This window comes from Nitrospiraceae bacterium, from assembly GCA_019637075.1.
GTDB lineage: Bacteria > Nitrospirota > Nitrospiria > Nitrospirales > Nitrospiraceae > JAHBWI01.
This window is the reverse complement of the sequence record JAHBWI010000004.1, coordinates 353,428-374,635: the sequence shown is the minus strand read 5'-3', so window position 1 is coordinate 374,635 and position 21,208 is coordinate 353,428. Positions and strand designations below refer to the sequence as shown.

Below are 21,208 nucleotides of genomic sequence, written 5' to 3'. Positions count from 1 at the left end.
CGACTAAAGGAGAGTGATGATCGCTTCGACTGCCTCGACCGACGCCTCTGCCTCGGCAGACGGTTCCCCTCAAACCATCTGCTGGAGTACGACAATCGCGTTTGCCCTCACGACGTTGGCCACGTTCCTGGGTATCCCGCTGTTTTGGTACTTCCATGGCTACAGCACGTTTGATTGGGTTCTGATGGGCATCCTCTACATCGTCACCGGAATGGGTATCACGGTGGGCTACCATCGCATGATTTCCCATAAGAGCTTTGAAAGCCATCCGGCGGTGAAGTTCATCCTCCTCATCATGGGCGGATGGGCTCTGCAGAATTCGGCGTTGATTTGGTGCGCCGACCACATTCGCCACCATGCGCATACGGACGAGGAGTCTGATCCCTACAATGCCACGAGGGGATTCTGGTATAGCCACATCGGCTGGCTGTTCATGGACACTCCATACCGGGAAGACCGCTACGGGGAAAAGTTTCGCAAAGACCCGATGATCATGTGGCAACACCGATACTACTGGCCCATCGTGGCATCCGGCATGGTCGTGCCGTTCATTCTTGGGTACTTCGTCAACGGTGGACTGGCCGGGGGTGTGAGCTGTCTACTCTTGGCGGGCGTGCTCCGCACGGCGTTGGTGCTCAATTCCACGTTTACGATTAACTCCCTGTGCCACATGGTCGGGACCCAGCCGCACGGAAAGCAGGACAGCAGCCGGGACAGCTGGCTCATCTCCTTCATCAGTTTCGGCGAGGGCTACCACAACTATCACCATACCTATTCGCACGACTATCGCAACGGCCCGAAGTGGTACAACTTCGATCCGTCCAAGTGGTTGATTTATTCTCTGTCCCTCGTCGGACTGACCTACAATCTGTATCGCGAAAAGTTCTAATGCCGGACCGCGGGCCGTTCGGTTCCGCGGTCTCTTGTGCCTAGCCCCTCCTGCGTCTCCTGGCCCATTTCTTTTCCCCGCCGCGATGGCATAAGATGACGAGATACCATTGAATTCGTTGGCCGAACGGGGCCATTCGAGGAGGCGACGACATGGCAGAGCAGGCAGAAGGTGGCCACCATCACGATGAGGCGGCCGCCAGACCCAATATCATTCCCGGAGTCAAACACGTCATCGCCGTCAGCAGCGGCAAGGGCGGCGTCGGCAAATCCACCGTCTCGGTCAATCTGGCCGTCGCCTTGGGCCTGACGGGCGCCAAGGTGGGCTTGCTGGATGCCGATATCTACGGTCCTAACATCCCCATGATGATGGGGGTCGAAAAGACCCCAGAACAGAAAGACGGCAAGATCGCGCCGGCGGAAAGCCACGGCGTCAAGTTGATCTCGATGGGATTCTTCGTCCCGGAAGACACCGCCGTCGTGTGGCGCGGACCGATGGTGCACACGGCCATCCAGCAGCTCTTCCGGGATGTGCTGTGGGGCGAATTGGATTACCTCGTAATCGATCTCCCGCCCGGTACCGGCGACGCGCAGCTGACGCTGTCGCAACTGGTGCCGTTGGCCGGCGCCGTGACCGTGACGACCCCGCAGGAGGTCGCGCTGCACGACGTGCGCAAGGGCATGATGATGTTCCAGAAAGTAAATGTGCCCCTGCTCGGCATCGTCGAAAACATGAGCTTTTTCGTCTGCGGTCACTGCGGCGAGCGGACCGAAATCTTTTCTCATGGCGGCGGCGAGCGCGCGGCGGAAAAACTCGGCATCCCGTTTCTTGGGCGCATTCCCATCGACCCGGCAATCCGCGACGGCGGCGACACCGGCAACCCGATCGTGATTGCCAATCCCGATTCGCCGCAGGCGAAGGCGTTTCGTGAGATCGCCGGGAAAATTGCGGCCCGGCTGCAGGGTGGGGAGGGCACCGAGAAGAAGAGCCGTATCGAGAGTTTGTTGCAGAAGATCAAACGTCCGGCGCCGGGCAACTGAGCCGCGCCGAATCAAGGCAGTGACCAGGTTAGACAGGAGGAGTTATGGGTGAGTTCGTCAGAGTGGCCGGTACGGCCGATGTGAAGCCGGGAAGCGGCATTGTGGCCGAAGTGAACGGCAAGGCCATCGCAGTGTTCAATCTCGGCGATACGTTCTATGCCATCGACAACACCTGCACGCACCGAGGCGGACCGCTGGGAGAAGGGGACGTCGAGGGAGAAGTGGTGTCCTGCCCCTGGCACGGATGGCAATTCAACATTAAGACGGGCGCCTGTCCGACAAACCCATCGGCAAAAGTCACCGTCTACGAAACGAAAGTGGAAGGCACCGACATCAAGGTCCGACTCTAAGAGGGAGGTTCCCATGACCGTCGCCGGCTTGACCCCGCAGCACATCGAAATCGCCGAGACCTTCGTCCGGCTCTACGTGTTCCTGACGCAGTACATCGACCGGTGCGAGGACGAGGCCAGCCGCAAGGAGTATCCGGAAGAAGAACTCCAAAAGCACCTCAGCGAGACACGGACTAAGCTGCTGGACATCTTGAAGGTAAATCCGGTGGTCAAGGGCAAGGTCGAGAAGGAGTGCGAGCGCGTCCTGACCATCGGTGCGAAGTCGTTGAAGGGCGGAACGGAAAAGGTTGCGGCACTCGACGTGCTGGGCGCGGAACGGGTCGTGCTCAAGAATAAGACCATCGCCCTCAGTGACCTCTTGGCCGTCTATCGCGCGCTCTGATTCCCATGCCGGACCCTGCCGGGGACAAACATCAACTCGCGGGCTTGGATGAACAGGCCCGCGGGTTCAACCGGCCGGTCGAGTTTCTCGCGTCGCCTTCGGGCTTCCAGGCCGTGCTGCGATACGAGCAACGGCGGGTGGTGTCGTCGGCTGCCGCAACCGCGACGGAAGCCCTCGGTCTCTTGATCGCGTCGCTGCAGACCGAAGGGTACCGGCAACTCCGCAGCCAGCAGAGTTTTCGCAACGGTACCTATCTCGGCTCGCAGGAACCCTGGATCGAATACCCGGACCCGCCTGAGCTGCAACCAGACGGGCTCCTCGCGGCGATCAAACGCTGGTTCGGGTGACGTTCAAAACCCGCGTTTTAACCGCAGCGATGGTTTCGCCAACCATTCCAATGCATTGCGTCATGCAGTGCCCTGAATCCACAGGCAGGACTTAAACAAGAAGGTCGTGAAGGCGGATGAAATCAGAGGGGTGAGTCGGCATCGCAGCCGGCTCACCCTGAATTTTTTGTTTGTGGGCAAGGAAAGAATTACGGCAGGAACATCGCACTGTAGCCTTGCAAGACGCTGGTGACACCGTTCGGGAGGGTCACCGAATTCGTCGCGGTCGAGTTCGCGAACGTGCCGGTGAGCGTGGTCGTGCTCGTCGTGGTCGGTGCGGCGAATTGCGGCAACACCTTCATCCACACGGTCGTGGCCGGGCTGCCGGGCACCGGCGTATTGGTTTCCGCGGTAACGGCACTGACCGGATTGACCGTGCCGGGCGGCAGCGTCACGTCGGGGGTCGTGTAGGACCCGCCCGGGTTGGCCGGGGCACTGACGCCCGCGACGGTGCTGATCGCAAGGGTGGGCAGATTGATCAGGGCCGGACGACTTGCGGCCGTGATCGGACCGGGCGAGGTGACGATGGATGCCGTCGGGTTCGTATTCAAAATGGTCCCGGTCACGTGCGATTCGATACGAATGCGGCCGGCAGCATTCACGGTGGCTGGACTGCAGGCCGTGCTCCCGCCGGTCGCTTGAAGATTCCCTAGGTTCGTGATCTTGGGCGCGACCAGACGAATCCCACCTCCGCTGCCACCGCCACCGTAACTGGTCCCGCAGCCTTGCTGGCCCACGCCTCCATCCCCGCCAAGTGCCGTAATGGCGCCGGTGGAGCTGATCGTGATCTGCGTGGTCGAGCCAATCACGATGGCACCGCCTCCCCCACCTCCAGAACTCCCGGAATAGGTGCCATTCCCCACTGCGCCCCCGCCACCCGAGCCGCCAAAGAGTGGCAAGAGATTGACAACGGCGGAATAGCCCGGCACCCCCCAGACCCCGAAGGCCGTCACGGCGACGTTGCCGCCACCCGGGCCTTGTCCTCCAGCTCCCGTATTATTGGTGGCCCCGCGAGAGCCGCCGTTGCCCCCGCGGTAGCCGCCGGGTCCCCCGTTCCCTCCGGCTAATACTGCCGCGCCCGTGCTGGAACCTCCAGCCCCAGCCTGGCCATTCAACGCAATGGTGCCATTGATGGTCACATCTCCGGTCGCCAGCATCGTCACTGGCGTATTTAAGGTGTTGGCGGTGAACTGGACGGTCACGCCGGCGGCGACGGTGATGGTCGTGTAGTTCAGGATTCCGTCGGCGGGCAGCGTGATCGTCTGATTCGTCGTGGCGTTGAGCGCCCCCAACGCCCCGGTGCTGCCGCTGCTGAACGCTTGAGCCCAGACAGCAGGCTGACCCACGAGGATGGTGCCCAGAAGCATCGCGAGCGCCCAGATGGTTCGCATCATGGTTGTGCCCTTTGGTTATGAGTCCTGTGGCCCTCACGGGCCGACCAGCAAGTAACTGCCATAGACATCGAGGAGACTGGTTACTCCCACCGGCAACATCACGTTGGCCGTCGCAGTGGAACTGGCAAAGGTCCCGGTGGACATGGTCGTGTAGACCGTGAGGAGTGGCCCGAATTGCGGGATCACGCGGATCTGAAACACGCTCCCGACCGGTGTGTTGGTCGCCGTCACTGTGACCGGCACCGGATTTGTGGTCAGGGCAGAAAGCGACACATCCGGGGTCGTGAACGAGCCGCCGGGCGTGCCGGGCGCACTGGTGCCACCCACGGCCGTAATCGAGACCGTGGGCACATTCGTGAGTGTCGGCGTGCTCGTCGCGGTGAGCGGCCCAAGAGTATTGGAGGTGTAGGGCGAGGGATAAGGGGTGCCGATGCCGCTGGGAGAGGTTTGGTACTCCAATCGCACCCGGCCAAAGCCTTGGCTCGCGCAGCCGCCACGCGACTCGATGGTGCCCGTGTTGTTGAACTCCGGTGCCACGAACCGAAGCGCGCCGCCGCTTCCCGCACCCGCCGCAGAGCAATCGCCGGAATCACCGCCGTTCGCCCGCACGATGCCGCTGACCGTAATCTTCGTGTTGGAGGCAATAATCAGCGCGCCGGCTCCACCGCCACCCGACGGTCCGAAATTGGTCGTGGTGCCAGTCCCGCCGTTTCCGCCGGAGCCGCCGAAGAAGGGAATCAGAGTGCGAAAGTCATTGAGCCCACCATAGAGCGTGCCGTAGGTTCCGTGCGGCGTGGCGTTCCCGCCGCCCGGCCCCTGACCTGGTGAGCCAATCGTGTTGCCGAGTCCCTTCATGCCGCCATTGCCGCCTTGAGAGCCGCCGGGGCCGCCCAGGCCGCCGGCATTCAGGCTCGACGGATTGGCCGCCAGGCCGTTGCTGCCGTTGACGTGGATGGTCCCGTTGATGAGCACGTCGCCCTGCGCGAGCAGGATCACCGAGGTATTCACGGCGTTGCGGGTAAAGCTGACGGTCACTCCGCCCGGGATATTCACCGTGGTGTAGTTCAGGATGCCGTCTGGCGGCAGGGTGATGACGGTGTTCGAAACCGGCGCCAGGGCACCGAGCGCACCGGTGCTCCCGGTGTCGAAGGCATGGGCGGCAAACGGAGATACCAGACACAAGGTCGGGAGGAGAAAGAGGTGCCGCCAGCCTATGCGAGTTTTCTTCATCGTCTTGAGCCTCCTCATGGCATGGAGGTACTCGTTGGCGGTGCCACCGTGATGCTCCAACCCGACGGCGCTTTGGTCGCCGGGACATCTGGATAGGGGGCCTGGACGCTGGTCGGCGGGGCCACGGTCACGCTCCAGCCGGACGGAGACAGGAACGGCAGCACGGTGGCATTGAGCGGCATCGCCACGCTCACCAGCGGGCCGGTGCTGTAAATCAGTTTGTTGGCACTGCTCACGCCGATCGTGACCGAGCCGCTGGACGCTGACCCGGCCGGACTCGTCACCGTGAAAGCATAATTGCCGGCTGGAACCGAGGAGGCCACCGTGAAACTGATCGGGAGCGTCGTCGCGGTGCCGCCGTCACGAATGGAAGCACTGAGCCCTCCCTGCGTAAAGGTCACGGCCGTCGCGTTCAGGAGATTGGTCCCGGTGATCTGCACGCCGCTGGCGGCGCCCGGTGGAACGGTCACCGGGTCGACGCTCGTCACGGTCGGCAAGGCGGGCACCGTAAACGATTGTGGACTGGTCGCCGTGCCGTTTGCATTGGTCACCGTGATGGAGCCGGTCGTGGCGGCTGTGGGCACGGACACGACCAACGTGTTGGCAGACGCAGAGTTGACCGTCGCGGCGGTCCCGTTGAATTGCACCGTATTGTTGGCCGGGGTTGGATCGAATCCGTAGCCTTCAATCGTGACCTGGGTCGTGGCTGGACCGCTGCCCGGTGCGGCCAGATAGATGCCGATGCCGCTCCCAGGCGGCGTAAAGCGATCGATACTCGTGAGGTTGCCGACGGCATCGTAATTGTACACAGCCGTCACACCGTTGCCGTCGGCGACGCCGATCAGACGGCTGAGTTCATCGTAGAAATACTCAGCTGTATCGGCTAGTGCCGCGATAGGAAGGAAGAGAGCGAGGCAATAAGTAGCCAGTAGATGTAAAGAAGGTGGACACCCCATGGATTCATGACTCCGTGCAGCTGTCATGGGTCACTTTTATCTTTTTCGGTTCTTCCGCTCCAGACTCTACACAAATTTGCTGATTTGCCGGTCAATTACTTGATTGATTCTCATAATACACTTCGCGCCGAGAACTATTTTCTATCTTGGTCTTCATGAAGCCGTTCACTGCCCTGAGGTTTTGTCTAGAAAGAGGCTAAGTCCAAATTGAACGACTTGATGAACGCCTTGTATGCTAAGCGGAATTTCGACCCATTCGGAAAGGATACTCTCGAATTCGAACCACGCCTGGTCTTTAGCTTCATCAAGATCTTGGTGCCAGGTGTCACCAACACAATTGGCTTCAGCATCGTACCGATACAGAAATACTCCATCCCGATGATCTTCGATCACCACAACTGCGGGCGCTTTCATTTCCTTTCGAAGATCTTTGCCTGCAGTCAAATCTGGAGGGAGGCCCTCATAATGTTTGACTTTAAGGTGCTCCAAATTTCCGATTACGCGCGCAATTAGACGCATAGAGGTCTTAAGGATTGATTATTGTGACATGGGAGCTTTCCAGTATGGTTCGACCATTCGCCCCAATGGATTCAAAATGAACGTGCGGCCCTTGTATCGGATCAGTTAAGTCACGAGTAGTCATTCTAAATTGTCTTGTATCATCAGCGGATCGAAATACACCCGGCGCTATTTCTCTGTAACCTGGCCCAAGCCATTTTTCTCCATGCACTAATGCGCTTTCTACTGTCGTTGCGCCCCCAGCAACATTCCCAAGCCCTTTCGATACAATGGCAACTTCTCTCTCTGCCCTGACCACCATCCCCAAGCCGGTCACGCCAGGAAGAACAGCTCCGACAATATCAAGCCCCAGTGCAGTAAGATTGTTCTTGAAGTCTTTCCGACCACCTGTCACGAGGCTATAGATGTCGTAGCCGATAAATGCCACGTCCAGTAGCGTATCGACGAATAATCCTCGGCGATCGGTATATTTGAGGGGATTATTTAGAGCGTAAAGGTATGAGTTTGCGTCGCCACTACCAAACAAAAATGGATCTTCAGAGTTGAAGCGTAGAGGAATTGGCCCATAGTATCTGGCGCGGTATTGGTAAAGCCCTGTCCCATCATTCTCACGCCCAGTGTATTGGAATGAATTGGTACTCGCCGTTCCGGCCTGAGTAGTCTTGCCAAACGGTTCATACGTGTACGTCGTTTGGCCGGCACCTGCGGCATTAGTCAGCACTACGGATGTCCCCAGTGCATCCGTTTCGTAAAATTCATCACTGCCCCCTTTTCGGATATACGGTTCATCGATGCTGAGGCCACGAATGTAGGTGGCCGAGGGCGTCCCACCGCTCAGCTCTGTTAGGATGTCGTTGCCGTCATACCAAAATCCCGTCGTCGTGCCACCGATTGTCTTACTCTTCCGTCGGCCCAGTCCATCATAGACGAAGCTTGCCGTCACGCCTCCGGAGATTCCTGTCAGTCGATTCCTAGCGTCCCATGTATAGGTGTTCGTTCCATCGTTCGTGAGGTTGCCGTTCGCGTCGAACGTCTGTGTCACGCCATTGAACTGCGTCTGTTCATTGGCGGCATCGTAGCTATTCGAAGAGACAGCCGTAGGAATGAGCGAAGCGGCGGCATTCGCGCGATTCAATGAGACTCGATTGCTCGCCGGATCGTATTGATAGGTTAAGGCCTCAATGGTGGTTGGCGTTTTGACGTGATTGATCGTCAACAGGCGGTCGGCATTGTCGTAGCCATAACTCGTGACCACGCCATTCGGATAGGTGAGTGAGGTTCGGCGTCCGGCATCATCGTAGGCCAGGGTGACAGCCTGCGTTCCTTGCGTCACACCGGTCAGGCGCGAATTGTTGTCGTAGGCATACGTGGCATCGGTCAGGCCGGTGGCCGAGAGTTTCGCCCGTCGCCCGATTTCATCGTATTCGACCGTCACGGTTCCCGGCGTGGTGGTCTCCAGCACGCGGGGATGGTGCCCGCCGCTCACCGTATCGTAGGTCCAGGAGACCGTGCCGCTGACTGAATCGTTGACGCTCGTCAGCCGATTGATCGCGTCGTAACCAAAGGTCACGGTCGCATCGGAATAGGTGGCACCAGTCCGGCGGTTCAATGCGTCATAGGCAAACGTGGTCGTTTGATTCTTGCGGTCGATGAACTGCGTGAGATTGCCGGCCAGATCGTATTGATAGCTTTCCTGCCGATTCAGCGCGTCCTTGCGGGTGGCCAGCCGATCCATTGGGTCATACGTATACGCTGTGGTCTGGCTCTTGGCATCGGTCACGGTGAGGAGATTGCCGTTCAGGTCATACGCAAACTGCGTCGTCCCATTCTTGGCATCTGTGATCAAGCGAACCCGGTTGGCGCTGTTGTAGCGAAAGGTGGTGACAAAGCCGCGTGGATCTTTGATCCCGACCAACCGGGAGATCGCATCGTAGGTTCGCTCCGTACGGTTGTTCAGGGCATCAACGGTGGCCTTGAGGTTGCCGAACGAGTCGTATTCAAAGGTCGTCGCATGGGACAGGGGATCGGTGATGCTGGTCGGCCGGCCGGCCGTGTTGTATTGAATCACGGTCTGTTTGTTGAGTGGGTTGGTGATCGTCGTGGTCCTGGCCACGTCGTTATAGGCAAAGGTCGTGATGTTGGCCGGCATCATCGCATCGGTGATCTGCGTGAGCCGACTGTAGGTCGGCTCGTACTGGAAGCTCGTGGTGTTGTTCTCCGGATCGGTGATCGAGGCCACATTCCCGTTGCTATCGTAGGTATAGGCGGTGGTCCGGCCGAGCGCGTCGGTGACCTGCGTGAGATAGTTCGTACCCGACTGCAACTGGAATTGCGTCGTTTGCCCCGGGGCATCGATCTGGCTCACGAACTGATAGTTGTTGAAGGTATAGGTCGTGGGGTTGCCGCGGGGATCGGTGACCTTGGCTTGGGTGATGGTCGATCCCGCCAGCGTGTATTCGAATCGATAGGTCCCGCCGTCCGCCAGGATCTGCTTGGCCACCAGGCCACTCGGATAATAGAGTGTCGTCAGATAGGTAATGCCTCGGGCGTCCGTGATCGTGGTTAGGCGGTTGTTCACCTCGTAGGTGTAGATGGTGACGCCGCCGTCGGGAGCAGTGATCGTGCTCAAGCGGTGGAGGGCATCGTACTGGTAGCCGACCGTCCGTCCCATTGGGTCGGTGATGGACGTGATGAGCGCCGAGCCAGCCTGGTTGGCCGTGGTGGTGTAACCGAACTTGAGCGTGCGGCCGTATTGATCCGCAATGCTGTCGACTCGTTGGTTCAGCGGACTTCGCGTGATGGTGATTGAGTTGTTGTAGCGGTCCTTCTGCTGCATGAGCCAGGCGGCGCCGGCCGAGGCCTGACTGAACACATAGACCATCCCGTCTTTCCACCGGATCTCGACATGACTGTCGGGGAAGACCTGGGCGCGGGCGCCTTTGAGGAAGGGATAGTTCTGGTTCCGGAAGTACCCGTCTGCTTCTTGCGAAAACGTATAGCGGTTGCCGTTGGGCATCAGGAGGGAGAGCGCGGCCGTGCCGATGCCTGAGAGGTAGAGATTGTAATTAAACTCTCCTCCCATCCCGAATGCGCCGACCCCTTGGGCTTGCGTGCGGTAGGCCCGCACGATGGCAATAGGAAGCACCCCGGACAAGACGAGATCGGTCTTTTCGATGCTCAACACGCCGGAAGACGGATCGACGGGATCGCCAGCAGTCATGAATCCCAGGTTCGGATAGGTGAAATTGGGCCAGGTGGGATAACTCACACAAAACTTCGGTTGCCCCACACCGGGGTCCGGCACGATCGTCTTGCCATCGGGACTCACTGTCCCCTGCCCATACTTCTTCCACTGATGGGACTGGCTGTCGGGCCGGTCGGTCTTGTCGTAGTACCAGAGGTCGATCCGTTCGCCCGGCGGGGCCCCAAGATCGTTGGGGTAGATGATTGGCACGGGTTTGGACGGGGTGCCGCCACCGGGCTTCTCGAAACTGAAGAGGTACACGCTCCTCGGAGCCGTATCCTCCGGTAACGGTGGCACTCGGTCCGGTGACAGTTGGGTGACGGTCAACTCCGTCTGCGGTGTGCCATCGGGACCGACAATCGTCGTGCCATCGGGAATCGTCACGATGAGATCCGGGATGTGAGCCGGCTGAATGGTGACGGCTTTGCCGGAGCTTAACTGATGACTCTTCTTCGCCGGCTCGATCACGAAAATCGGCGCCTTGGCCTGTGTGACGCCTTCGGCGGCGACGTCCACCATGACTGGATCGGCATGAAAGGCGCCGGTGAGCGTGCCGTCAGAGAGCTTCTGTCGCTTGCCGGCGAGCCAGGTCGGATCGACCGCCACTAACTGATCGCCTGCCGCCGGATTCACGAATCGATAGAGCCCGCGGTCGTCGGTCTTCGCCGTCTTGCTGCCTAAACGAACCGGCACATCCTTGAGCGGTTTCTTGTCGCGCGCGGACAGGACCTGACCAGTGACGACGCGAGCGGGTTTCGGAGGGTCCAGTTGCTGTGCGTATAGAGATAGAGTGGTGAGTTGAAAGAGACCGGGAGGGGAAACCGTGAGAGCGAGGAGAAGGCTGGCGACGAGAGACAGGGGACGTGGAAGCCGTGTCATGAGTCGCTGCGGATGCGTGTCTCGCAACCAGCACCTCCCTTCGGGTGTGACCGCGCAGGCTTCTACACGTTGTGCGAGGAAACCACAAGACGGATTATGGCCCTATCGTAGTGTACATAGGCTTAGTGACTCTCCATAGCCACTGTCTCCCGGCATGTTCCACGCGACTAGGGCCATTCGTCAGGCGGGATAGATCCAAAAGATTTTTGAAGGATCACACACTGCACGGTCTTTCTTGCACGGGTAATCATCGATCACGCGACGGCGAAGCTTCGGAACGCAGCCATCGACGCGGCGATTGGCACGCCTTCAAATCTCCAGCTTCTTCTCACTGAACTGGTCGATGATGAAATATTGTCCGCTGTTGTCCCCTAGTGTCCTGTCGTGACCTCTCGCGGTGTATTTACTGAGCCGACGCGTTCACATAGGGTGAACACGTGTTCAGGCACTGCGGCTCAAAGAGGGTGAATTGCGAGGGAAGTCGTTAGGAGAGCGTCTCGTTAGCATCAGGTGGGGGGCACACCTGTGCGCGCCGCACGGCGACAGCCGGGGGCGCGCAGAGAGGCCCCCGTCCTGGTAACACGGGGGCTCGGCTGACATCGTGACGCATAGCGCCATGACCGTACAACCAGAACCCTTCACACTCACCATCGATTGGTTGGCATTCACCGTCCCGGACAGCACCGCGCACATCGTCATGGCGGCACTCGGCGGAGACTGGACACGAGGCAAGGCAGGGTTTCGGGGCTATCCCCTGTCATGGCTCTGGAACGCCGGTGCCGGGATAGGGCTCCTCGGAACAGGCGCGCCTCGACAACCGCGAGAGGTCCATGTCGATCTTTCCGCGGGGATCGTCTCCGCCTGGGAACGAGGCCGGGTGCGCGACATGCTGCGTTGGATTATTCAACAGCGAGGCCACATCACGCGAGTGGACTGTGCGCTGGATGATCGTCGGCCTCTGGTCGCGCTCGACGTGATCCAAACCGCGGCAGAGGCCGGGCAATGCATTACCCGGGCGGATCGCGCGCAAGTCATCCGGTCCTTTTCCTTGCACAAGGGCACGACCTATGGAGCCACAATGTACGTCGGCAGTCCCCAGAGCCAAACACTCTTGCGGGTCTATGACAAACGGCTCGAATTGCTGGCTAAGAAACATGCGGACGCGGAACAGTATGGGGTCCGCTGGGAATTGGAGTTCAAGCAGGACCGAGCCGATCTCTGTGCGCGATTGCTGCTGAATCTGGACGAAACCGATTGGAAGGAATCCGTTGTCGGCCTGCTGCGGTCATATGTCGATTTTCGAGAGACGACCCGCGAGGCTGAGGAAGAAGCGCGAGCGCGAGCCCCAAGGGTTGCTTGGTACGAGATGCTGACCGAAGGATTCAAATCGGCTCGCCTTACGGTCTCCCAACCGGAACCGGACGTGGACAAAGTCAAAGCCTGGGTCACGCGATCGGTGGCGCCGATGCTGGCCGCCCTCTGTGCGATCCCGAAAGGGGAGCAATGGATGAAGGAGGCCATCGTCACCGGGGCCGACCGGTGGAGAGACCGGCATCGCAAGCTCGTGAAGCGAGGGACCATGAAGAAACCGCCGCGAGCTCGGAATGAGCCATCGCATCCGGCTGAAGACGCCGGCGTCCCACGCGGGCGCAAGGGCGGGGGTGCGGGGATGTCGCCAGACTCCCCCGATTCGCTGCCGTCATGACTCCAGAACCCGATCTGCCCTTCACCGCCTTTTCTGTGCCAGCCCCGCTTGACGCCTGGATCATCCCTCCCCATACTGCTGCCCGGCGAAACCATGGCTGTGGGCGGGGCCAGAAAGGCCATGGCATGACACAGCCCTTAGTCGAACTGGTGGAGCAGTTTTGTCTGTATCAATTCAAACAGCGGGGTCGGACGAAAGGAGGGGTGGGAGCCTCTCGCTGGGTGTTGGAACAATTTCTTCGGTTCGTGCGGCGACAGATGGGGCGCAAGGCCCGCGTGACGGATCTCACGACGGAGACCATTCAAGGATGGATGGACGACATGGCCGCCAATGATCTGGCCTTAAGTACGATGCGCACCCGACAGGCGACACTCTCCAGCCTCTGCGGGTGGCTGGTGAAACGGGACCTGCTGGTGAGCAATCCCGTGGCCAAGCTGGACCGCCCACCGCATCGGTCAGAGCCGCCGAGGCAAGTGCCCAGTGCATCCCTCATGGATGCCCTGATTGATGCAGCCAGGCGGCGGCAACGGCCACGCGACATGGCGATCTTCCTGATCCTGCGGTATTCAGGGATGCGCCGAGAATCGGTCGCGACGTTGCGCCTGCGGCATTTAGACGAAAACTGGGGCTTGCGCGGGGTGACGGTCAAAGGCGGCCGCACCCGCGACATTCCGTTACCCTTGGCAGTCATGCAGTTCCTGTGGGGCTACGTCGAACAGGTCGTCAGTCGGCTCGGGATTCCCGTAGAAGCGGAGACGCCGTTGTTCTGGTCGAGCTGGGAGCGTCGCGGCACGGGGAAAACCCGGCAACCGATGACGGGAAAAAACATCTGGCGGCTGGCGAAAGTCTATGGCCGCATGATCGGCGCGCCCATGCTGAAGCCCCATGACCTGCGTCATGGTGTGGCGATGGAAGTTTACGCACAGCATCATGATCTCGAAGAGGTGCGCGCGCTTGGGTCACGCGCGCATCGATACGACGCAAATCTACGCGCGGATTCGTCCGCCGCAGTTGAAACACACGGTGGGATTTTACGAGGAACGCGCGAACCGATTGCTGAGCACGACGATCACGGAGCGAAAACTGGTTTAAGGAACATTCGGAAGTTCCCTAAACCGGGAAGGAAAATCTTCAACAATTTCAAGGTGGTGGTCCCAACGGGATTCGAACCCGTGTCTGAGCCTTGAGAGGGCTCCGTCCTAGGCCAGGCTAGACGATGGGACCGAGAGGTTCACTGACTAAGCGGAAGGCGAACTGTAACACAGGGGTTTCCAACGTTTCAACGCGAAGAACAGCTTCCGCCTACGCCCTGCTTCTACTTGCGCGAGGGCCCCATTTCGCCTAGAGTACGCTCCATGGATACAGCCACCGATCAAGCACGTTCGTCCTTGCTGGTCTCCTCGCTTCTCACGCTTGGATTCCTCAGCCTAGCCGGGTGCGGTGCCAGCATGATGGAAGGAACCATGGCTCCCCCCTATTCCAGCGCCTGGATGAAGTGCGGGAACGCCACCAAGGTCCACGTGAAGCCGCCGCAGACGACCGTCACGGTGTCGTACACCGAACCGACGACGGGCACGGACGGCAAGCCGCTGAAGAATCTCGAGCGGACGACGATCTACTACAACGCCGGAGACGGGCCGGTGATCGCCAAGGTCGTGCCGGCTTCGGCCAAGACCGGCGGCGGAACGGTCTCGCAACCGATCGTGATCCGTCTGACGAAGCCGCAAGAACAGGACGTCTTGGTTTGCGTGTCGGCTACGGATACGGACGACCGGGAAGGTCCCGCTTCGCCCTAGCCACCAGGGCCAGAACGCTCTTGACAGTCGCAGCCTAACAGCCTAGAACACCGACACATTCACGCTCTGGACCCACAGAATTTGGCGCCATCGGACGAACCGGCAACGTGGACTTTCGAGGAGCGGATCCCCTGAACTCGCCATCCTCGGTCGAACCGGACCGACGCAAACCCGGGCTGGAAATTCGCCTCGGCTCGAACATTTTCCGCAACACGAACGGCGTTCTAAAAATCCAAGGCAAGGAACAGCTGGTCTTGGAGCTGGCTCCTGAGCATGATCGCATCCTGCTGACGATGGATCTGTACGATGGGAGCGGCAACCACGTCGCGCACCTTCGCAGAAACCGCTGGGCTTTCAACGACGGCGGGCGGTTTGTCATCAGCACCAGCGAATCTCCGCCGACGCTTTTCCCAAATCTCGCCTGGCTGAAACTCAGCGATCAAGAATCAGGAGACACCATCCTGGAGGCGGCCGTCTCGCCGGGGGACAAAATTCATGTGGCGACCGGAAAGTTCTACTCCCACCGGGGGCAGCTCATCGAAATCACTTCGCACTTCTGTCGCGTCGGCTCGACACAAACCCTCTTCGGCGATGTGTTCGAAGCCCGCGGAGGCACCGCCACGCTCGGCTGATCGGCCCAGCCTCTCATCAAAGCCCTTCTTTCGGCATCGATACCCGTAAGGACGAGCCACGCTGCTCGTCTCCCGTCACTCCTTTCTGAATCGGAGCCGCAGGACACGCTTTCGAACGACAAGATGTTGATCTGGTTCCGCGCCGGTCGGACGGCCCCTGCTTAGAACGCGGTGGCGGAGGCGAGGCACGCGTCGACGAACTCTTCTTCGCCTTTGCGGCAGGCCTGAACGCGCAACGCCTTATCGTCGAAGAGCGGAACGGACATCTCCCCAACGGTGGCGTAACAATCCTTCTTGAACGGAACGTCGAGACTGCGGCAGAGCTTCACGCCCGGATCGGGACTGGCGTCGGTGAGGATGAAATCCTTCACGGCTCCGATGAAACATTGCCGAACTTGATCTCCCACGCCCAACCGACAGAGTTCATTCACCCGGACAGCGTCACGGAGCGTGTACCCGCTGATGTCACGGCCGAGGCTGCGATAGCAGGTCGTTTGGTGTTCGCCCTGCACCCGCGCGCAATACGTGAAGGCTTGGGCAAAATCATAGTTTAGGAACGTGAGAATGGCGGAGGTCTGCATCAGGTAGCAGGCGCGGAGGTATTTCTCGGTCAGTACCGAGCAGGGATAGAGCAGATCCTGCGCGTTCAAGAAACTCGTGGCTTCATGATGGTGTTGATGTTCCGCGCTCAGCTGGGCGTGCCGCGCATTCTGGAACGTCACGATGTTCTCCATGAAGACCCCGCCATAGCAGGACTCGCGATCCCAGCTTCCCGGCAGCGCATCGCAAAACGCCAAGCTCTTCAGCACGTCGTATCGGAACTGAATCGTCAGGCCGTGTCCCAACCCGTGCAGACAGTTGTACCGCTGGAACGAGTAGGCCGAAACCTTCTCGCTCGTGGGACACAGAGGAAGAATATGCTGAGGCTCGACCGTTGAGAGGCTGCTGAGGTACGCCTGCAACACCCCGTGGTAACAACCGGACCAGAACACGTCTCGGCAGTGAGCCATCGCTTCGGTAGCAGTGCCATACTTGGTGTAGGATTGCTGTCCGATGTGGTGGACCAACGGATGCGCCTCGCGGAGGGCTTCGCCGTCCTGGGCGGTGATCTGTTCGAGAGCGGTAAGGGCCTGTTCGGAACCTTGCGCCTGCAGCACCGTTTCGAGATAGGCCTTGTAACATTGCATCTTCTGCACGAACTCTTTACCTCGACAGGCCTCCGGTCCTGTAGCGTCGTCGGCCCACACCCCGCCCGCGCCGACGAGCAGCAACACCAGCGCACAGCACCACCCCAGCCCCTGACGCGTGACGATCCCGACCTTGCTCATGTGTTTCCTCCGGTCCCGGCCCCCTGGTGTGACATACAGTAATTCTAAGTGACTCACCCGAATCGATCCAGCAAAAATCCCTTCCGGACAGCGTCGCCGACGCCGATCACCAGCGGCCCTTCTCCCTCCCCGCCCATCTGTGATAGAAGAAGGCGCGCATCGTCCAATCCCGACGGAGCCGACTGGTCATGGCGAACGAACCGGAATCTTCTACCCGCTCGGATTTCATCCGCGACATCGTGGCGGCTGACCGCGCTGCGGGAAAGCACGGCGGGCGCATCGTCACGCGATTTCCCCCGGAACCGAACGGCTATCTCCATATCGGCCATGCGAAATCCATTTGCCTCAACTTCGGCATCGCGGCCGAGAACCCTGGAGGGATTACCCACCTCCGGATGGACGACACCAATCCCACTACGGAAGATCCCGAATACGTGCAGGCGATCCAAGAGGACGTCCGCTGGCTCGGTTTCGACTGGCACGACAAGCTCTTCTATGCCTCGGACTATTTCGAGCGGTTCTACGAGTTCGCCGTCGTCCTGATCAAGAAGGGCCTGGCCTACGTGGACAGCCTCAGCGCGGACGAGATGCGACAATACCGCGGCACGCTGACGGAGCCGGGAAAACACAGCCCCTATCGCACCAGATCCGTCGAAGAAAACCTCGATCTCTTCCGTCGCATGCGGGCTGGAGAATTCCCGGACGGGACCCAGGTGCTCCGAGCCAAGATCGATATGGCCTCGCCCAACATCAACCTGCGCGACCCGGTGCTCTATCGCATCCGCCACGAGGCCCATTACCGAACCGGCTCCGCCTGGTGCATCTACCCCGCGTATGACTTTGCGCATCCCCTGTCGGACGCGATCGAAGGAATCACGCATTCCATCTGCACGCTGGAGTTCGAAGACCACCGGCCGCTCTACGACTGGGTCGTGGAGCAGAGCGGGGCGCCGCACCGACCGCAGCAGATCGAGTTCGCCAGGCTGAACCTCAGCTTCACAGTCATGAGCAAGCGTAAGCTTCTGGATCTCGTGGAGCGCAAGCTCGTCAGCGGCTGGAGCGATCCGCGCCTGCCGACCCTCAAGGGCCTGCGCCGTCGCGGCTACACGCCCGAATCATTGCGGGCCTTCTGCGAAGCGATCGGGATTGCCAAGCGCGACGCCGTGGTTGAGATGCAGATGCTCGAGCATTTTGTCCGGGAGGATTTGAACAAACGCGCCAACCGCGTCATGGCGGTGCTGCGGCCGCTGCGGGTCGTGATCGACAATTACCCGGAAGCTCAGGTCGAGCAGTTGGACGCGGTCAATAATCCTGAAGATCCCGCGGCCGGGACACGGCGGTTGCCCTTCTCCCGCGTCCTGTATATCGAACGGGATGATTTCAAGGAAGATCCGCCGAAGCAGTTCTTTCGTCTGGCCCCTGGCCGTGAAGTGCGTCTGCGTTATGCCTACATCATTAAGTGTGTGGGCGCGGTAAAGGATCCTGCGACCGGCGAGGTCGTCGAGCTCCATTGCACCTACGATCCCGAGACGAAAAGCGGCGCCGCGCAGGAGCAGCGGAAGGTCAAGGCGACCATCCATTGGGTATCGGCATCCCATGCGGTAGACGCGGAAGTGCGACTGTACGAGAGTCTCTTGAAGGCGGATCTGGCCAAGATTCCGTCCGACCACGATTGGACCTTGTACTTGAATCCAAATTCGCTGGAGCGGCTCCTTTCCTGCAAAGTCGAGCCGGGGTCGGCAACGCTCCCGGCCGGAACCAGTGTGCAATTCGAGCGCATCGGCTACTTCTGCGTCGACCCGGACTCGAAGCCGGACAAACCGGTCTTCAACCGCACCGTGACGCTGAAGGACGCCTGGGCCAAGTTGGAGAAGGCCCAAGCTCCGCGCTGATCGCCGGGCCTTCCGTTTAGCACCGTCCTGGATCCCACAAAAGTACGGGCCTGCAGACCTTCGGCTGCCTTGAGCGGCGAGAGGCACATCGTGCAAGATCACGGCTCCTGCGACAGTCACACCCGATACACATGGAGTCCTGACAATGAACAGTCTCTCTGGTTTAGACCATGCTCTTGCGGACCACCCAACCTTCCACGACTGCCTCGACACGTTGGAAACCGCCATCCCCGGCGCCGATTTACAGGCTCAGCCGATCCTGACCGCAATCCACCGAGCCGCACGGCGAACCCATGAGGCACTGCAGCGCATCGACGTTACCCCACCCTTGCCTCGCTCCATCACCAGCGGCATTCGCTGCTTCGATTGCGGAACGGGCAGGATGGAGAGCTTCCATACGTCGAAGGAGGGCGGCTATCACCTCTGCCCGGCCTGTTTCACTCATCGAGTCCACGCCGGACGGGCCAGGACGGCAACTTGAAGGTTCCCTCCCGCGACGGCTGTGCCGTCGCGGCTCACATCCCCATAACACGCCGGCACACGAACCCCCGACACATACAGGCCCATAGCGACCGACCACCTCCTTCCCGTATAGTCACCATTTCACCTCTAATTCGAGGAATATACGCGTGCCCCCTGCCATCTTATTGAGCTGCGAATCGATCAGTAAAAGCTTCGGCATCAAGGCCCTCTTCTCCGATCTCTCCCTGGCCATTTTCGAAGGCGACCACGTGGGGCTGGTCGGTCCGAACGGATCGGGCAAATCCACACTGCTCAAGATCCTCGCCGGTCTGGAGACTCCCGACACGGGTACCAAAACCGCGCGCCGCCAGATTCGAGTCGGTTATGTCCCCCAAGAGCCACAATTTCCATCGGACCATTCGATTGAACAGGTACTGACCGACACCCTGTTGGCCGAAGGATTGGATCCGCACGAAGAAGCCGGCCGCATCGCCCAGGCCATGAGCATCGGGGGATTCCCCGATTCCGAACAACGGGTCGGCACGCTGTCCGGCGGCTGGCGCAAACGACTGGCCATCGCGCAGGCCATGCTCATGGAACCGGATGTGTTGCTCATGGACGAGCCGACCAACCACCTGGACCTGGAGGGCATCCTGTGGCTCGAACAGTTGCTTAAGGCCGACGCCAAGGCCTTTCTCGTCATCAGCCACGACCGGCGTTTTTTGGAATCTGTCGCGTCGCGGATGATCGAGATCAACCGCTGTTACGCCGGCGGCGTGTTCGAAGCGAAGGGGCATTACAGCGACTTCTTGGAGCAACGCGTCGCCCTGCTGCAATCGCAAGCTGATGCGCAGGCCTCGCTCGCCAATCGTGTGAGGCGTGAGGTGGAATGGCTGCGCCGGGGACCGAAGGCGCGGACGACCAAGGCCAAGGGCCGAATCCAGTCTGCCGAGCAGCTCATCGATGAATTGGGACAAGCCGAAGCGCGAGCCGTTCACGGCACGGTCGGCATCGACTTCTCCTCCTCAGGCCGAAGGTCCAAACAACTCTTGGTGGCGGAGCATGTCTCCAAGGCCTTCGGCGGGAAGCCGATCGTGTCGGACCTCGAGCTGACCTTAGGGCCAGGCCAGCGGTTGGGACTCCTGGGGTCGAATGGAAGCGGAAAAACCACCGTGCTTCGGCTGCTGGCCGGAACGATGGAGCCAGATTCCGGAACGATTCGCCGCGCCGAGGCATTGCGCGTGGTGTTGTTCGAACAGCATCGCGATTCGCTCGATCAGCAGGCCACGCTTCGGCGCGCGTTGGCGCCGTCGGGGGACGCGGTGGTATACCAAGACCGATCCATTCACCTGGCTTCCTGGGCCAAACGGTTTCTGTTTCGCCCCGAGCAACTCGACCTGCCGGTTTCACGCCTCTCGGGCGGCGAGCAGGCTCGCCTGTTGATCGCCCGGCTGATGCTGCAACCGGCCGACCTGCTCATCCTGGACGAGCCCACGAACGACCTCGACATTCCCACCCTCGAGGTGCTGGAAGACAGTCTCCTGGAGTTTCCCGGCGCTCTGATCCTCGTGACGCACGACCGATACTTGCTGGACCGTGTCTCAACGATGCTGCTGGCCTTGGACGGCAGGGGTGGGACCGGCTGGTTTGCGGACTACGCGCAGTGGGAAGCGGCCCAAGAACGGCAAGCTGGATCATCAGCGATGAAGCCGGACGGGAACTCTCTCGGGGGAGGAACGGACAGCGCCGCCGCTCCAGCGCGCCGCGCGAAGAAATTTTCTTATCGAGAACAACAGGAATGGGAATCGATCGAAGGTGCCATCCTCGAGGCCGAGGCGCTCGTTGAACGATGTCAAACGGCCGTGAGTGATCCCGCCGTCATATCCAACGCCGCGGAACTCGTGGCGCGAACCGAGGCCTTGACCGCAGCCCACCATGAAGTCGAACGGCTGTACCACCGCTGGGCCGAACTCGACCAAAAGCGCGCGCAGTTCGAGCAATAATCGTGATGAAAGAACGGCTGTGAGGAAAATTGGCTGGGGGACTAGGAATCGAACCTAGGTAGCCGGCTCCAAAGGCCGGCGTCCTACCGCTAGACGATCCCCCAGCGCGGTACGGAACCAA

18 protein-coding genes and 2 tRNA genes are annotated in these 21,208 nt (G+C 60.2%); 12 read left to right on the top strand and 8 right to left on the bottom strand.

The features are described 5' to 3' along the window. Window positions 1-16 precede the first annotated feature (16 nt). The 5 genes from KF814_13045 (at window position 17) to KF814_13025 (ending at window position 3,008) form a co-directional block, all read left to right on the top strand. Window positions 17-889: a fatty acid desaturase gene (locus tag KF814_13045; protein ID MBX3237069.1), complete on the top strand. Its 873-nt coding sequence runs from the start codon at window positions 17-19 to the stop codon at window positions 887-889. Between the two features lie 152 nt (window positions 890-1,041). Beyond that, complete coding sequence (locus KF814_13040; protein ID MBX3237068.1) at window positions 1,042-1,929, top strand: Mrp/NBP35 family ATP-binding protein; 888 nt, start codon at window positions 1,042-1,044, stop codon at window positions 1,927-1,929. 44 nt (window positions 1,930-1,973) lie between these two features. Continuing rightward, window positions 1,974-2,279 carry a non-heme iron oxygenase ferredoxin subunit gene (locus KF814_13035; GenBank protein MBX3237067.1) on the top strand — a complete coding sequence of 102 codons (306 nt, stop codon included), beginning with the start codon at window positions 1,974-1,976 and terminating at the stop codon, window positions 2,277-2,279. A gap of 13 nt (window positions 2,280-2,292) precedes the next feature. Further along, complete coding sequence (locus KF814_13030) at window positions 2,293-2,661, top strand: hypothetical protein (GenBank protein MBX3237066.1); 369 nt, start codon at window positions 2,293-2,295, stop codon at window positions 2,659-2,661. A 5-nt stretch (window positions 2,662-2,666) separates the two neighbouring features. Beyond that, window positions 2,667-3,008 carry a hypothetical protein gene (locus KF814_13025; protein MBX3237065.1) on the top strand — a complete coding sequence of 114 codons (342 nt, stop codon included), beginning with the start codon at window positions 2,667-2,669 and terminating at the stop codon, window positions 3,006-3,008. A 188-nt stretch (window positions 3,009-3,196) separates the two neighbouring features. Here the strand turns inward: KF814_13025 and KF814_13020 are convergent, their stop codons facing one another. From KF814_13020 to KF814_13000, 5 genes are all read right to left on the bottom strand, one after another. Continuing rightward, on the bottom strand, window positions 3,197-4,441 hold the full coding sequence (locus tag KF814_13020) for a hypothetical protein (GenBank protein MBX3237064.1): 1,245 nt from the start codon (window positions 4,439-4,441) through the stop codon (window positions 3,197-3,199). A 33-nt stretch (window positions 4,442-4,474) separates the two neighbouring features. Next, a complete protein-coding gene (locus KF814_13015; GenBank protein ID MBX3237063.1) occupies window positions 4,475-5,671 on the bottom strand; it encodes a hypothetical protein in 1,197 nt (398 codons plus the stop codon). Window positions 5,672-5,685: 14 nt separating this feature from the next. Beyond that, window positions 5,686-6,627 carry an IPT/TIG domain-containing protein gene (locus tag KF814_13010; protein MBX3237062.1) on the bottom strand — a complete coding sequence of 314 codons (942 nt, stop codon included), beginning with the start codon at window positions 6,625-6,627 and terminating at the stop codon, window positions 5,686-5,688. Window positions 6,628-6,792: 165 nt separating this feature from the next. Next, entirely contained in the window at window positions 6,793-7,146 is a 354-nt protein-coding gene (locus KF814_13005) for a hypothetical protein (GenBank protein ID MBX3237061.1), read from the bottom strand. 7 nt (window positions 7,147-7,153) lie between these two features. Next, on the bottom strand, window positions 7,154-11,269 hold the full coding sequence (locus KF814_13000; protein ID MBX3237060.1) for an RHS repeat protein: 4,116 nt from the start codon (window positions 11,267-11,269) through the stop codon (window positions 7,154-7,156). A gap of 616 nt (window positions 11,270-11,885) precedes the next feature. Here KF814_13000 and KF814_12995 point away from each other — a divergent pair. Beyond that, entirely contained in the window at window positions 11,886-12,974 is a 1,089-nt protein-coding gene (locus KF814_12995; GenBank protein ID MBX3237059.1) for a replication initiation factor domain-containing protein, read from the top strand. Continuing rightward, window positions 12,971-14,161: a tyrosine-type recombinase/integrase gene (locus tag KF814_12990; GenBank protein ID MBX3237058.1), complete on the top strand. Its 1,191-nt coding sequence runs from the start codon at window positions 12,971-12,973 to the stop codon at window positions 14,159-14,161. The genes KF814_12995 and KF814_12990 overlap by 4 nt, the downstream gene beginning before the upstream one ends. On the opposite strand, the gene KF814_12985 is transcribed toward KF814_12990, so the two are convergent. Further along, window positions 14,121-14,198 (bottom strand) — tRNA-Glu (locus tag KF814_12985). The genes KF814_12990 and KF814_12985 overlap by 41 nt on opposite strands. Before the next feature lie 131 nt (window positions 14,199-14,329). On the opposite strand from KF814_12985, the gene KF814_12980 reads away from it, so the two are divergent. Both KF814_12980 and KF814_12975 read left to right on the top strand, forming a co-directional pair. Then, a complete protein-coding gene (locus tag KF814_12980; GenBank protein ID MBX3237057.1) occupies window positions 14,330-14,770 on the top strand; it encodes a hypothetical protein in 441 nt (146 codons plus the stop codon). A gap of 107 nt (window positions 14,771-14,877) precedes the next feature. Next, window positions 14,878-15,402, top strand: a complete 525-nt coding sequence (locus KF814_12975; protein MBX3237056.1) for a hypothetical protein — start codon at window positions 14,878-14,880, stop codon at window positions 15,400-15,402. A 161-nt stretch (window positions 15,403-15,563) separates the two neighbouring features. On the opposite strand, the gene KF814_12970 is transcribed toward KF814_12975, so the two are convergent. After that, entirely contained in the window at window positions 15,564-16,730 is a 1,167-nt protein-coding gene (locus KF814_12970) for a hypothetical protein (protein ID MBX3237055.1), read from the bottom strand. 188 nt (window positions 16,731-16,918) lie between these two features. Between KF814_12970 and KF814_12965 the strand changes: the two genes are divergently transcribed. The 3 genes from KF814_12965 to KF814_12955 all read left to right on the top strand — a co-directional run bounded on the left by KF814_12965 (window position 16,919) and on the right by KF814_12955 (window position 21,087). Then, complete coding sequence (locus KF814_12965; GenBank protein MBX3237054.1) at window positions 16,919-18,622, top strand: glutamine--tRNA ligase/YqeY domain fusion protein; 1,704 nt, start codon at window positions 16,919-16,921, stop codon at window positions 18,620-18,622. Window positions 18,623-18,767: 145 nt separating this feature from the next. Further along, a complete protein-coding gene (locus KF814_12960; protein ID MBX3237053.1) occupies window positions 18,768-19,103 on the top strand; it encodes a hypothetical protein in 336 nt (111 codons plus the stop codon). Between the two features lie 148 nt (window positions 19,104-19,251). Next, a complete protein-coding gene (locus KF814_12955) occupies window positions 19,252-21,087 on the top strand; it encodes an ABC-F family ATP-binding cassette domain-containing protein (GenBank protein MBX3237052.1) in 1,836 nt (611 codons plus the stop codon). 30 nt (window positions 21,088-21,117) lie between these two features. Here KF814_12955 and KF814_12950 read toward each other — a convergent pair. Beyond that, window positions 21,118-21,191, bottom strand: a tRNA-Gln gene (locus KF814_12950). Window positions 21,192-21,208: the final 17 nt, after the last annotated feature.

What these genes read in the sequence shown, in the direction of transcription:
- KF814_12980 (MBX3237057.1), top strand. Translation starts at nt 14,330, where the DNA reads ATGGATACAGCCACCGATCAAGCACGTTCGTCCTTGCTGGTCTCCTCG.
- KF814_12995 (MBX3237059.1), top strand. Translation starts at nt 11,886, where the DNA reads ATGACCGTACAACCAGAACCCTTCACACTCACCATCGATTGGTTGGCA.
- KF814_13045 (MBX3237069.1), top strand. Translation starts at nt 17, where the DNA reads ATGATCGCTTCGACTGCCTCGACCGACGCCTCTGCCTCGGCAGACGGT.
- KF814_13015 (MBX3237063.1), bottom strand. Translation starts at nt 5,671, where the DNA reads ATGAAGAAAACTCGCATAGGCTGGCGGCACCTCTTTCTCCTCCCGACC.
- KF814_13025 (MBX3237065.1), top strand. Translation starts at nt 2,667, where the DNA reads ATGCCGGACCCTGCCGGGGACAAACATCAACTCGCGGGCTTGGATGAA.
- KF814_13040 (MBX3237068.1), top strand. Translation starts at nt 1,042, where the DNA reads ATGGCAGAGCAGGCAGAAGGTGGCCACCATCACGATGAGGCGGCCGCC.
- KF814_12990 (MBX3237058.1), top strand. Translation starts at nt 12,971, where the DNA reads ATGACTCCAGAACCCGATCTGCCCTTCACCGCCTTTTCTGTGCCAGCC.
- KF814_12965 (MBX3237054.1), top strand. Translation starts at nt 16,919, where the DNA reads ATGGCGAACGAACCGGAATCTTCTACCCGCTCGGATTTCATCCGCGAC.
- KF814_13010 (MBX3237062.1), bottom strand. Translation starts at nt 6,627, where the DNA reads ATGGGGTGTCCACCTTCTTTACATCTACTGGCTACTTATTGCCTCGCT.
- KF814_13035 (MBX3237067.1), top strand. Translation starts at nt 1,974, where the DNA reads ATGGGTGAGTTCGTCAGAGTGGCCGGTACGGCCGATGTGAAGCCGGGA.
- KF814_13000 (MBX3237060.1), bottom strand. Translation starts at nt 11,269, where the DNA reads ATGACACGGCTTCCACGTCCCCTGTCTCTCGTCGCCAGCCTTCTCCTC.
- KF814_13005 (MBX3237061.1), bottom strand. Translation starts at nt 7,146, where the DNA reads ATGCGTCTAATTGCGCGCGTAATCGGAAATTTGGAGCACCTTAAAGTC.
- KF814_13030 (MBX3237066.1), top strand. Translation starts at nt 2,293, where the DNA reads ATGACCGTCGCCGGCTTGACCCCGCAGCACATCGAAATCGCCGAGACC.
- KF814_12970 (MBX3237055.1), bottom strand. Translation starts at nt 16,730, where the DNA reads ATGAGCAAGGTCGGGATCGTCACGCGTCAGGGGCTGGGGTGGTGCTGT.
- KF814_12960 (MBX3237053.1), top strand. Translation starts at nt 18,768, where the DNA reads ATGAACAGTCTCTCTGGTTTAGACCATGCTCTTGCGGACCACCCAACC.
- KF814_13020 (MBX3237064.1), bottom strand. Translation starts at nt 4,441, where the DNA reads ATGATGCGAACCATCTGGGCGCTCGCGATGCTTCTGGGCACCATCCTC.